The following is an 11,984-nucleotide window of genomic DNA, read 5'->3' on the forward strand; positions in this document are numbered from 1 at the left end:
GCGTCGACGGCCGTCACGCGTCCGCGTCCTCGTCGCCGGGGGCGTCGCCCGCGTCGTCGGCGCCGGTCGCCCCGATGACCACGAGGTCGCCCTCCGCGAGAGCCGACCCGCCGGCGGGGGAGACCTCCACGTAGCCGCCGGCCGCGAGGCCGGTCTCGACCTCGACGAGCGCCGTCGTCCCGTCCTCACCCATGACCTCGACGCGCGACTCGCCGCCCGGCCCGGCGGTGAGCGCCGCCAGCGGCACGGCGAGCACGGAGCCGGCGGTCGACGACACGGGGATGCGGACCCGGACGTTGGCGCCCTGGAGCGCCGCGACCTGCTCGGGCGTGAGCTCGCCCGGCAGCAGGGTGACGGTCGACCGGCCGGTGCCGGACGCGCCCTCGCCGGAGCCCTCCTCGGACCCCTCGGAACCGCCGCCGGCCGCCCCGCCGCCCGCGGTGCCGGCGTCGATCGCGCTGACCGTCACGCCGAACTCCTGGTCGTCCAGCACCGCGGTGCCGGTCGCGCCGACGGCGAGCAGCCCGGCGTCGGCGCGGTCGGCCGTCGCGACGACCTGGAGGGTGGCGCCGGACACGCTCATGACGGACCCCTCGACGGTGCCGCCGCGGCGCACGGACACCGCGTCCACCCGCCGGGGCAGCGTCTCGAGGAACACGACCTCGCTCGCGGGGAGCGCCACGACCGTGTCCTCGCGGGCGTCCTGGAGCGCCTCCCGGGCGTCGGCCAGGCCGTCGCGCGCGGCGGTCAACGAGGCGCGCTCGCCGGAGGTGTCCGGTGCCGCGTCGAGCGCGGCGCGCTCGGCCTGCGCGACGCCGACGGCGTCCCGGGCGTCGTCGACCGCCGCCTGCCGTCGCGCGCTCTCCCCGGCGGTGCAGCCCTCCGCGGCGCAGCTGTCCAGCTCGACCTGGGCGACGGTCACCGCGCGCTCGGCGGACCGGACGGCGGCGTCCGCCGCGGCCACCTGCGCGCCGCCCGAGCCGCCGCCCGCGGCCGCCAGGGCGCCCTCGGCCGCGCTGACCTCCGCCTCCCCGGACCGCACGGCGCGCTCGGCGGCGGTCACGGCCTCGGACGCCTCGTCCGAGGGCTGCGGCACGGGGTACCCCGCGCGCCGGTACAGCTCGGTGACCCCCACGGCCGTCGCGGTGTCGTAGACGTCGGAGGTCGCGTCGCCGACGCCGATGCCCAGGGCGCCGAGCGCGGCCTTCAGCTGCAGGACGTCCGGCCCGGACACCCCGAGACCCAGCGTGCGGTACGTCGGCAGCCCGCCGGGCAGCACCAGGACGGGGCGGCCGGCGATCTCCAGGGCCACGGAGCCCGCGTCGAGCGTCGCGCCGACCGCAGGCACCTGGCCCGTGACGACGGCGCGCTCGCCCAGGTCGGCGGTCTCGACCCGCAGGTCCACGGCGTCGTCGAACACGACGTCGCCACGGAAGGTCACGTCGTTGCTCAGCTCGCGGCTCTCCACCGGCACGGTGATCGGCCCGGCCTCGGGCGGCGCGGTGCGGGCCGCCGCCTCGGCGGGGTTCAGCACCAGGCGGGACAGGCCCAGCCCGGCCACGAGGCTGACGGCGGCGACGCCCGCGAGCACGGCGAGGGTGCGGTTGCCGGTCCGCCAGGAGCGGCGCGGCTCGGGCTCCGGCGCGGAGCCGGTCGGGACGAGGTCGTTCCCAGCGGTCACGTCACTGCTCCCGGGCGGCGGTGGCGGCGGTGGCCCACGCCTCGAGCTCGTCGGCGTGCTGGTCGACGAACCCCTGCTGCAGCTCGTGGTCGATCCGCATGCGCTCGGCGGTGAAGTCCACCTCCTCCTGGCAGTCGACGTCGGCGACCGCCTGGCCGATCTCCTTCTCGGTGAACGCCGCGACCGCGGCCTCGTCGACCTCGGGCGCCGGCGGGCCCTCCGGCTCGGCCTCCCAGTCCCACGACTCGCTCAGCGCCGCGTACTCCGGGTCGTCCCAGCCCTGCAGGGCGTTGTACTCCGTGTAGAGCGCGTCCTGGGCGGCGTACACCCCGGTCAGCCCGTCGTAGCCCTCGTCGGCCATGCACGAGGACCACGCCTCGTCGAGGGCCACCACCTGCGGGTCGGTCCCCGAGGCCTCCAGGAACCGGTCCAGCTCGTCCTCGATGCCGGCGAACTCGTCGGAGTCGACGCCGCCCTCGTACACCTCGTGCTGCGCCGCGCCGTAGCAGCCGGCCGTGGTCCAGTCGTACTCCTGCTCGCCGTCGCCCTCGACCGGCGGGCCGTTCAGCGCCTCGGACCAGGCCGCGAGCTCGCTCTCGGACATCTGCTCGATGTACTCCTGGTTCGGGTCCACCCACTCGTCGGCCTCCGCGTCGTCCGGGGAGCCCCACGGGTCGGTGCTGATCCCGTACCCGTACTGCTCGGCGAACTCCCGCGTGCCCCACTCGACGTCGAGGTCGTCCGAGCTGACGGTGCCGCCGCTCGACTCGGCGGGCGTGTAGTCGAAGCCCTCGTCCTGCATGCAGGCGGCGACCAGCTCCTCGACCTGGCGGTTCTGCCGGTCGGACTCGGCCTGCAGCTCCTCCTCGGTCCGGTCGTCGTCCAGGCTGTACCCGTGGATCTGCGCCAGGTACTCGTCGAGCGGGCCGGGGGTCCACTCGTCCGAGGCGGACGCCGTGCCACCCCCGTCGCTGCTCGAGCACCCGGCGAGCGCGAGGACCGCGAACGCGGCTGCCGCGGCCGCGGCACGGGAGGATCGGGTGGTGGTCATCGGGTGGCCCCTTCGTCGGTGGCACCGTCGACTGCCCGTGCGACGGCGCCCGCCCAGCATGGCGCGGACGACCGCTCCCGCGTGGGCGTTCCGGCACGTGACCTGTGCGGATGCTGTGCGTCCACCAGGGACGGTAGGGGCGTGGCGGGGCGGGCTGCGTCCGCCCGGGGGTGGATCGGCGACGCGGATCCGTCCTCCGTCGGGCGGACGGCCCGGGCGGCGTGCGGCCGGCGTCAGTCGCGCTGCTGGTCTGCCGTCGCGCGGAGGTCCGACCGCCACCGGGCGAGCAGCCGGGCGGTGGCGGTGCTGTCGCCCCACGGCATCCGCGCGTCCTCGAGGTGACCGGCCGCCGCTGCGACGGCCAGCGCGCGCGCCTCCACCAGGAACGGGTCCACGACGGGCACCTCGACCTGCTCCGTGGAGGCGCCCGTCCGGATCTCGAAGGAGCGCGCGGACGCCCGGCCGGAACCCCATCCCTGGTCGGCGTGGATGCTGCCCCGGTCGCCCTCGATGTCGACCGCCCGCGTCAGGTCGCGGGTGATGGCTGCCTCGACCCGCGCGTCGAAACCCGGCCCGGTGACCAGGGCACGGGCGTGCGTCTCCACGCCCGTGCGGCGCGCGAGCCTGCCGTCGGCCGTGGTCACCGTCAGCGCCTCGGGGGAGACCCCGAACCAGCGGGCGACGGCCACCGCGAGCGAGACGGGGTAGCCACCGACGTCGTACACGGCGCCACCGGCGGACGCCGGGTCGAACAGACGCCCCGAACGGGTCGGCGCCGTGAACCCGAAGCTCGCGCGCACGGACCGGACGCGACCGATGCGTCCCTCGAGGACGGCCAGGCGCAGCGCGTCGGTGAACGGGCTGAAGCGGTACTTGTACGCCTCGACGACCGGGAGGCCGGCCGCCTCGGCCGCGGCCGTCACGGTCGCTGTCTGCGCCGCGTCGAGCCCGAGCGGCTTCTCGCAGAGCACGGGCTTGCCGGCGCGCAGCGCCTGCACCGTCAGCGCGGCGTGCGTGGTGTGCACCGTGCCGATGTAGACCGCATCCACGTCGGTGTCGCCCAGGACCTCGGCGTAGGTCCCCGCGCCCGGGACCCCGTGCTCCGCGGCGAACCGCCGCGCACGCGTGCCGTCCGAGCTGCCCACGGCCACGACACGGGCGTCGTCCGCCCCGGCGAGCGAGGCGAGGAACGTGCGTGCGATCTGCCCCGTCCCCAGGACCGCCCAGCGGGTCGTCGTCATCGTCGTCGGTCCGGATCTCTCGGGCGGCACTGCGGGGACTCGCCACGGACGATACCGGCAGCGGCCGTTCGCGCGTCCCCGTCGGACCGGGGGCGCGGGACCTCGCCGGAGCCCTCGGAGGTGGTCGCTGCGGGGGCGCGGAGGGAGGGGAGGCACCACCGCCCCCTGGGACCGGTGGTGCGCCATCGCTCGCGCGCCAGCGATCGCGCAGGTCGTCGTCACGGCGGCGGCGCCGCAGCTGGCGCACCGGCTCACGGCGCCATGTCCGTGGCCTGGTTCGTGCGAGCATGCGACCGTGGCAGCCCAGAACCTCGAGCACCTGCGGACGTTCGTGACCGCCTACCGGGCCGGCTCGGTCAGCGACGCCGCGCGGCTGCTGGGTATCTCGCAGCCCACCGCGTCCGGTCACGTGCGGGCGCTCGAAGGGCGGCTCGGCTACGTGCTGTTCGACCGGACGCCCACGGGCGTGGTCGCCACGGCGCGGGCGACGGTGCTCGCGCAGCAGGCCGCCCGGCACCTCGACGCGCTGGACGACCTGGTCGAGCTCTCCGGCGACGCCGGCACCGTCATGCACGTGGGCGGTGCCGCGGAGGTCGTCGGCGAGGTGCTGGCGCCGCACGTGTCCGAGCTCGTGGCGGCGGCCGGCGCCCCGGTGCGCCTGCACCTGGGCGTGGCTGACGACCTGCTCGAGGAGCTGCGCGTCGGCGAGCTCGACATCGTCCTCAGCTCGGTGCGACCGCGCGTCCAGGGACTGAGCGGCTCACCGGTCACCGACGAGGAGTTCGTCCTCGTCGGCGCGCCGCGCTGGGCGCAGGCGCTCGTGGAGGGCGACGGAGCCGTCGACGTGCTCGAGCGCATCCCGGTCGTGGCCTACGCCGAGAACCTGCCCATCGTCCGCCGGTACTGGCGGTCCGTCTTCGCTCGCCGGCCCGACATCGCGACCACGGCCGCCGTGGTGCCGGACCTGCGCGCCGTCCGCGCGGCCGTCGTCGGTGGCGCCGGCATGTCGGTGCTGCCCCGGTACCTGGTGGGGGAGCAGCTCGCGGCAGGTTCGCTCGTGGAGCTGCACCGGCCGGAGGTGGCCCCCCTCAACACCCTGTACCTGGTGACGCGGTCAGGGCGGGCAGAGGCGAGCCGGAGCGTGCGCGACCTGGCCGCCGCGATCGCGCGGATCACGGCGGCCGGGGTGTGACGCTCAGGCGGCGAGGAGCCTCAGGACAGCGGTTGCGACCTCGTCGCTCGACTGCGGGTTCTGCCCGCTGACGAGGTTGCCGTCGACGACGACGTGGCTGCTCCAGGGCGCGGCGGACTCGACCACGGCGCCGCGCTCGGTCAGCGCGTCCGCGACGAACCACGGAGTGCCGGCCCCGAGGCCGCCCGAGGTCTCCTCCTCGTTGGTGAACACCGTCAACCGGCGGCCCGCGAACGCGAACGTCCCGTCCGGCCGGGTCGCGCTCAGGAGCGCCGCGGGACCGTGGCAGAACGGCGCGACGACACGGCCCGCGTCGTCGGCGGCGACCAGCGCGGCACCCACCACCGGGTCGCCGGCGAGGTCGGCCATGGGCCCGTGCCCGCCGGGCAGCACCACCGCGTGGAACGCGGCCGCGTCGAGCGCGGCGAGATCCGCGGGGCGCTCCAGCTGCGCCTCGATCGTGCGGAGGTACCGGGCGAACTCCTCGACCTTGCTCTCGTCGCCGACGACGGCCGCGTCGAGCGAACCGGGATCGACCGGCGCACGGCGACCGCCCGGCGTCGCGAGGACGACCTCGTGACCCGCGGCGGACAGCGCGCGGTGGGCCACCACCAGCTCCTCCGCCCAGAACCCGGTGGCATGGGTCGAGCCGTCGGCCAGAGTCAGCGCGTCTGCGGCGGTGACGATCATCAGGATGCGTGTCATGCGGCCGAGCCTGCACGCCCGGCCCGGCCTGGGGTCATCGGCAAACTTGCGTGCCGTCATCACAGGCGTCTGCTGGTACCGCTGCGCAGCCAGATCGCTCGCGACCGGCGTCGGCCAGGGGGATGCGCCTCGGCGCCCTGTGGGCGACGTTCCCCTCTGGTCGTCCCGGATCAGCTCATTCGGTCCCGACCGCAGGAGGCGGCATGACGGGTGCGCGACCGGCGACGCCGCTGTCCCCCGGGCAGGAACTCGGGGGAGAGGGGTGGCGGTGGCGCTCGCCGCTCCCGCACCTGGCGCTCCGCGGCGGTTCCGCCCACGAAGTTGCCTCCGGCAATCGGAATAGATGCTCGCACGACGACCGTTCTTCTCCCTGGCGACGACCGGTACCCGGTCCGCCGCGGTCGGCCGGGAAGCGGTTCCTCCGCGAGGCACGAGCCCGCGGCGACCTCCCCTCGTCCGACCGCAGTCATCGCCTACCACTGCATCAGATGCAGAAAGTCGAGAACACCATGCGCGCTGTTGTCCATCACGAGTTCGGAGAGCCGACCGAGGTACTGGTCGTCGACGACGTCCCCACCCCGCAGCCGGGGGTCGGTGAGGTGCGCGTGCGCACGCTCCTGAGCCCTGTCCACAACCACGACCTGTGGACGGTACGGGGAACCTACGGGTTCAAGCCCGAGCTCCCCGCCCGCGCAGGAACCGAGGCCGTCGGTGTCGTCGACGCCCTCGGCGAGGGCGTGACGGCGCTCGAGGTCGGCCAGCGGGTCGCCACCGGCGGGACCTTCGGTGTCTGGGCCGAGTACTTCGTCGCCGAGGCCGCTTCGCTGATCCCCGTGGGTGACTCGCTGCCGGATGAAGCCGCCGCGCAGCTCGTGTCGATGCCGTTCAGCGCGATCAGCCTGCTCGACACGCTCGACCTCGCCGAGGGCGACTGGCTGGTGCAGAACGCGGCCAACGGGGCTGTCGGCCGCCTCGTGGCCCAGCTCGCCGCGGCGCGAGGGATCAAGGTGCTCGGTCTGGTGCGCCGCGCCGCCGGAGTCGACGAGCTCAAGGCCCACGGCATCGGCGACGTCGTCGCCACCGACGCCGACGGATGGCGCGAGGCGGCCACCGAGATCACCTCCGGGGCTCCGATCGCCGTCGGCGTCGACTCGGTCGGCGGATCGGCCGCCGGTGACATCGTGTCGCTCCTGGCCGAGAACGGGCGGCTCGTGGTCTTCGGGGCGATGAGCTCGCCCGTCATGGAGATCGCGTCCGGCCCCATCATCTTCAAGAGCATCTCGGTGTCCGGCTTCTGGGGCAGCAAGGTCATGGGAGCCATGGACGGCGCCAAGCGAGCCACCCTGCTCAGCGAGCTGGTCGCGCGCATCGGCGACGGCTCGCTGACCCTTCCGGTCGAGAAGATCTACTCTTTCGACGAGGCTCGAGAGGCCAGCGCGGCGAACTTCGTCGCGGGCCGCAGCGGGAAGATCCTGCTGCGCCCGTAGCCCTGGCCGCGCGGACTCGCCGTTCAGCAGGCCGGGAGCGCCAGGACGGCACCGGCTAGCGACGGGCCGAGCGAGATGACGTAGGCCGGGCGTGCCCGTCCACCCGGAGACGCACACCGAAAGGTGCGGACCTGATCGAGCGGGAGGCGGACCGGGGAGCGTCCACCCGGGCACGGCCCGCGAGCTCCTCGGCTTTCCTCCGGGTGGCGGGATCGAGCACATCCAGGATCTTCCGGACCCGCTCACAGGCAGTGCGCACAGCGCGACTGGCGCCTCCGCGTATCAGGCCTGGTCGTAATCGTGCGCGCCGGAGGGGCGGCGTGAGGGGCGCAGCTGAGCGAGGACTCGGAGGATCACCGGCTCACCAGAGCGGGCGCGGCCTGGCCGACGGCGACCTCCGGGGCTCGAGCGTTCGCGGCGAGCGCCGTCACGACGGCGCCGAGCAGGAACAGGACGCGCGGAGCGAGGTACCCAGTCGCGTACCCGTGACTGAGCGCATCGAGCGCGGTGCCGCCGTGACGCGATGCGGAGGCAGTCGTGGCGGGGGATGCCGCGCGTCGATGTGATCCGCGTTATGGCCGTCAGGGCTCCGTCTCGGACGGTGATCATCCGCATGCTGCGGCGGTGGTCCCCGCTGTCGACCCCGCGTGCGCTGGGGAACCTCGAGGCGCGCGTGGCCGGCTGCTGGCTCCCTGCCTCATCCGGTCGGTCGCACTCATCGGGGGAGGAGGGAGTGGACCGCTGCTCACCAGGACGCTCAGGCTGCTACAGGCACGTCTGCGGATCACGACAGGTCGCACCCGGTCCCCGGCACCTCCGCGGATCTCGCTCGGTCGCACTCCGTGCGTGGCGAGCAGCGAACCTGCGTGCGCCGCGGTGGCCGCCGCACGTCGGGCCTCGTAGCATCGCGTGCCCGGGGGACCTGATCCCTCCCGTCCGTGCCGCGGGCGCTCGGCCTCGGCTGCGTCCGGTGGCCACACATTGAGGGGAGCACGTCGATCCGTACCGTGCGCCGTACTGGGACCAACACCCGTCCGAAAGCGTCCATGCGTCACTGGCGGGCGGTTCTGCGTCCGCTCGTCGCCGCCACGGCCTGTGTCACGACGCTGAGCTCCTGCACCGGCACGGAACCAGATCCTGTGCGCTCCGCGCAGCCCGTGGCGTGCAGCTTCGTGGGCACGGCCACGGTCCGCGAGGCTCTCGGTGACGCGGTCAACGACCCCACCGATGCCACCATCCCGCTCACAGACGCCCCCGACCTGCTTGGTTGTCGATGGACGACCGCGGTCGGGACCGCCCTCACGGTGACCGTCACCCGCACCCTGGACGACGACGCCTCGGCGGCCGTCGCTCGGTGGGCCGAGGGATGCGCGACGCCCCAACCGCTGCAGGTCGAGGGTGCCACCGGCGGCATCTGCCAGGACACCGCCTTCGACGCGGCCGGATCAGAGCTGTACGCCACCTGGTCGGGAGACGAGCTCACCATGCGTGTCGGTCTCCAGCGCGACGGCGGCGCCGACCCCGACGACGCCGACCGGCTGCGGGGGATCGCCAGCGACCTGACGGGGAACCTCACGCCCGACGGCTACGACGACGCGGAGGCGTCGTCGTAGGTGCGGCAGGCGAGGGTGTGACGTCGCAGTCATGAGCGGTGTGCACTCCACTACTGGCACCTCTGCGTATCGAGATCGGTCTTACTCCCGCTGATCGCGCTTCCGGAGCCTCGCCACGAGACGCACCGGACCTGCGTGACTCAGGCGCCTGCAGCGGTCATGTCCTCGATCGCTACACAACCAGCGGCGTCGAATACCGCCGTATCGTTCGCTCCACAACGCTGACCCTCTAGCCGACGTGTGGAGAGCATGCCCGTGCCCACCGACGAGACCTCTCCCGAGATCGCTCCCGGTCGCCGCGGCCCCCGGGTCCGCATCGTCCATCTGACAGGCGCGGTGTTCGACGCTCTGGCCGCCGGTGACCTCGCCCGTGCCGAGTCGTGCAGCCCTGTCCGGTTGACCGCGTACTTCGCCGGACCCGACTGGCGCAGCGTGTGGGCGAGGCGGAGCGAGCAGGCTCGTCGGGACCCCGCCAGCACGGGCTGGGTCACCGGCGTCATCTGGGACGAGGACCAGTCTCTGCCCGCCGGTCGCGCCGGCTTCCACGGACCGCCGGATGCCGACGGCATGGTGGAGATCGGGTACGCGGTCGATCCCGCGCATCGTCGCCGTGGCTACGCCCGTGCGGCACTCGAGGCGCTGCTCCAGCGAGCTCGGGATGAGCCGACGGTGCGTGGGGTGCGGGTCACCATCGCTCCGGGGAACACCGCTTCCGGTGACCTAGCCGTGCAGTACGGGTTCACCGCCGTGGGGGAGCAGTGGGACGACGAGGACGGCCTGGAGATCATCTACGAGGTCGCTGCCGACGCCGGGACCTCGACTCGCGATGTCGAGCGCGGGTTCGCCGGGGATCTCTAGTCATCCAGGGTCCGGGATGGTCCTGCTGTGCAGCTGTCCCTTGAGTCCTTCGGCGAGCGTGACACAAGCTCGGGTCCCAGCGAGTGCTGCGCAAGCTCGGCATGCAGCAGGAAGGTGTCATGCGTTCCCACATGCTCATCCGCGGGGATCGCGAGGACTGCCTGGGCCTGAGCCGCTTCACGCGGACTGCGTCGTGCGTGTCGTCGCACGCGGCAGGCTGTCAGGGACGCGCAGGAGAGTGCCCGCGCAGAGTTCTACTGGCACCTCGGCTTGTCACGATCGGTCGTACCACTCCAGCGACACGCAACCTACTACTGGCACCTCTGCGTATCAGGATTGGTCGTACTCGACGCCGCGTGAGCGGGGTCACGCGGACTGCCCCGTCCAGCAGGAACTGTCGCCCGTCCGTGCTGAGCCAGACGAATCGGTGGGTTGACGTCGCCGCCGCGCGCCGGGCGGACGCCGGTGCCACACTCGCGGCATGCCGACCGAGGGGATGCGTTCGACGCCGGAGCTGACACCCGGCTGGTTGCTCACGCTCCGCGCGTCGGTGGTGGTGTTCGTCGTTGCAGCGGTGGTGCTCGCGGTGCAGGCCTCGCGTGGCGCAGGGTCAGGGGCCTGGGCGGCGTCAGCGGCGTTTGTCGTCGCAGCGATCGGCCAGGGCGCCGGCCTAGTCATGCGGCGGCGGCGAGAAGCGCCCCGAGCGGGTGACGACGCGGCCGGCCCTCGACAGGGCCGGGTCTGACCACGGGCCACCGGCCGCAGGTGCTCGTGCACGTGCAGCCCGGGGTCGGCGCGCACACCATCCCGGCCACGCGGCGAGGAACGTGAAGCCCGGGACATGCCCAACTCCCCGGACCCCAGCGACGCTGCGGCGATGGACGACCGTCCCGATGACTGGCGCGTGTACGCGGCCCGATTGGCTGAGGCAGCGTCGCGGTGTGTTGCTGCAGGTCGGAGCTATACGCATACTACGATCTGACATAACGCTCATTATCGGCTCTTCGCCGAACGAGTGCTGCCCGGGTGCGAGAGCCCCGATCACGCGTCGTCGGGAGCCCGTGGCCATGACCGTGACCGTGACCGACGATGCGCGCGGTGGGATGCTCGGCCGATGATCGACGAGTTCGCGAAGGCGTACCTTCACGACGACCTGCGTGACGTGCGGAGGTCGCTCCTAAGCAGCGTCGACGGGCTCTCCGAGTACGACGTGCGGCGGCCCCTCACGAGGACGGGCACCAACCTGCTCGGACTGGTGAAGCACCTGACGCTGTCCGAGGCGCGCTACCTGGGCGACGTCTTCGGCCGTCCCTATCCCGAGCGGATCCCGAAGTTCGACGACCCGGGCTACGCCAACCGCGACAGTCTCTGGGCCACCGAGCACGAGCTGCGCGGCGACATCGTCGCCGCGTACCGCCGGGCGTGCGCGCACGCGGACGCCACCATCGAGGCGCTGCCCGTCGACACCCCGGGCGTGGTCCCGTGGTGGCCGCAGCCCGACGTGATGCTGTTCAACGTCATGGTCCACGTGCTGACCGAGACCAACCGCCACGCCGGTCACGCAGACATCGTGCGCGAGCAGCTGGACGAGGCACGCGGTGCCGACCCCGTGACGTCGACCGTCGCGGACTGGGCGGCACACCGATCGCGCGTGGAGGCCGCAGCGCGCGCAGCGGCCCGCCGTGGGTGACCTGGCGCGGTGATACTCACCTCGACGTGTCCGGCTCCGTCACCGTCAACGAGCACGAGACGAGCGCGACCGGTGACGCCTCAGAACGTGACGACGGTCGCGCCCTCCAGGGTGAACCGCAGCAGCTCGTCGCGCGCGACCCGCAGCCGGAACCCCCGGGCGTCCAGGTCGGCCTCGACGCCGTCCGCGCGCGCCGAGTTGACGCATGCTCCGACGACGACGCCGGCGGCCAGCAGCTCGTCGAGCTGCCGGTCGAACGTCGCGTCGGCTTCACCTGCACCCCGGCCGATCCGACGCTGCGCGGGGCCGAAGCAGAACACCTCGAGCTCCACGCCCTGGTCCAGTGCGACCTCGAGGATCCGCTGCGCCACCCGGGTTCCCACGACCACGGAGTCGTCGTCGTCGTGGAACACGTGGATCACCGTCTTCGGCATGGTTTGCCTCTCTCACCTGGGTGGCCGCACTC

11 protein-coding genes are annotated in these 11,984 nt (G+C 73.5%); 6 read left to right on the plus strand and 5 right to left on the minus strand.

Annotation, left to right across the window (positions count from 1 at the left end; genetic code table 11):
* Positions 1-13: 13 nt before the first annotated feature.
* From AC1050_RS01945 to AC1050_RS01955, 3 genes are all read right to left on the minus strand, one after another.
* Positions 14-1,681, minus strand: a complete 1,668-nt coding sequence (locus AC1050_RS01945) for an efflux RND transporter periplasmic adaptor subunit (protein ID WP_482385696.1) — start codon at positions 1,679-1,681, stop codon at positions 14-16.
* A gap of 1 nt (position 1,682) precedes the next feature.
* Complete coding sequence (locus AC1050_RS01950) at positions 1,683-2,732, minus strand: hypothetical protein (protein ID WP_482385697.1); 1,050 nt, start codon at positions 2,730-2,732, stop codon at positions 1,683-1,685.
* 233 nt (positions 2,733-2,965) lie between these two features.
* Complete coding sequence (locus AC1050_RS01955) at positions 2,966-3,973, minus strand: Gfo/Idh/MocA family protein (RefSeq protein ID WP_482385698.1); 1,008 nt, start codon at positions 3,971-3,973, stop codon at positions 2,966-2,968.
* A 295-nt stretch (positions 3,974-4,268) separates the two neighbouring features.
* Between AC1050_RS01955 and AC1050_RS01960 the strand changes: the two genes are divergently transcribed.
* On the plus strand, positions 4,269-5,165 hold the full coding sequence (locus AC1050_RS01960) for a LysR family transcriptional regulator (RefSeq protein WP_482385699.1): 897 nt from the start codon (positions 4,269-4,271) through the stop codon (positions 5,163-5,165).
* A 3-nt stretch (positions 5,166-5,168) separates the two neighbouring features.
* Here AC1050_RS01960 and AC1050_RS01965 read toward each other — a convergent pair whose 3' ends face one another.
* Entirely contained in the window at positions 5,169-5,870 is a 702-nt protein-coding gene (locus AC1050_RS01965) for a type 1 glutamine amidotransferase domain-containing protein (RefSeq protein WP_482385700.1), read from the minus strand.
* 509 nt (positions 5,871-6,379) lie between these two features.
* On the opposite strand from AC1050_RS01965, the gene AC1050_RS01970 reads away from it, so the two are divergent.
* From AC1050_RS01970 to AC1050_RS01990, 5 genes are all read left to right on the plus strand, one after another.
* The gene (locus AC1050_RS01970; protein WP_482387222.1) at positions 6,380-7,357 is read left to right on the plus strand and encodes a zinc-binding dehydrogenase; all 978 of its coding nucleotides are present in this window, start codon (positions 6,380-6,382) and stop codon (positions 7,355-7,357) included.
* A gap of 1,139 nt (positions 7,358-8,496) precedes the next feature.
* On the plus strand, positions 8,497-8,970 hold the full coding sequence (locus tag AC1050_RS01975) for a hypothetical protein (protein ID WP_482385701.1): 474 nt from the start codon (positions 8,497-8,499) through the stop codon (positions 8,968-8,970).
* Positions 8,971-9,225: 255 nt separating this feature from the next.
* Complete coding sequence (locus tag AC1050_RS01980; protein ID WP_482385702.1) at positions 9,226-9,828, plus strand: GNAT family N-acetyltransferase; 603 nt, start codon at positions 9,226-9,228, stop codon at positions 9,826-9,828.
* Between the two features lie 481 nt (positions 9,829-10,309).
* Positions 10,310-10,573: a hypothetical protein gene (locus tag AC1050_RS01985; RefSeq protein WP_482385703.1), complete on the plus strand. Its 264-nt coding sequence runs from the start codon at positions 10,310-10,312 to the stop codon at positions 10,571-10,573.
* Positions 10,574-10,942: 369 nt separating this feature from the next.
* Positions 10,943-11,518, plus strand: coding sequence for a DinB family protein (locus AC1050_RS01990; RefSeq protein ID WP_482385704.1), 576 nt, complete (start codon positions 10,943-10,945; stop codon positions 11,516-11,518).
* Between the two features lie 80 nt (positions 11,519-11,598).
* Here the strand turns inward: AC1050_RS01990 and AC1050_RS01995 are convergent, their stop codons facing one another.
* Positions 11,599-11,952, minus strand: coding sequence for a hypothetical protein (locus AC1050_RS01995; protein WP_482385705.1), 354 nt, complete (start codon positions 11,950-11,952; stop codon positions 11,599-11,601).
* Positions 11,953-11,984: the final 32 nt, after the last annotated feature.

The organism is Cellulomonas sp. NEAU-ZC6, assembly GCF_056844425.1.

Excerpts from the sequence above, each read along its gene's own strand:
- AC1050_RS01990 (WP_482385704.1), top strand. The coding sequence starts at position 10,943 with ATGATCGACGAGTTCGCGAAGGCGTACCTTCACGACGACCTGCGTGAC.
- AC1050_RS01955 (WP_482385698.1), bottom strand. The coding sequence starts at position 3,973 with ATGACGACGACCCGCTGGGCGGTCCTGGGGACGGGGCAGATCGCACGC.
- AC1050_RS01995 (WP_482385705.1), bottom strand. The coding sequence starts at position 11,952 with ATGCCGAAGACGGTGATCCACGTGTTCCACGACGACGACGACTCCGTG.
- AC1050_RS01965 (WP_482385700.1), bottom strand. The coding sequence starts at position 5,870 with ATGACACGCATCCTGATGATCGTCACCGCCGCAGACGCGCTGACTCTG.
- AC1050_RS01985 (WP_482385703.1), top strand. The coding sequence starts at position 10,310 with ATGCCGACCGAGGGGATGCGTTCGACGCCGGAGCTGACACCCGGCTGG.
- AC1050_RS01950 (WP_482385697.1), bottom strand. The coding sequence starts at position 2,732 with ATGACCACCACCCGATCCTCCCGTGCCGCGGCCGCGGCAGCCGCGTTC.
- AC1050_RS01970 (WP_482387222.1), top strand. The coding sequence starts at position 6,380 with ATGCGCGCTGTTGTCCATCACGAGTTCGGAGAGCCGACCGAGGTACTG.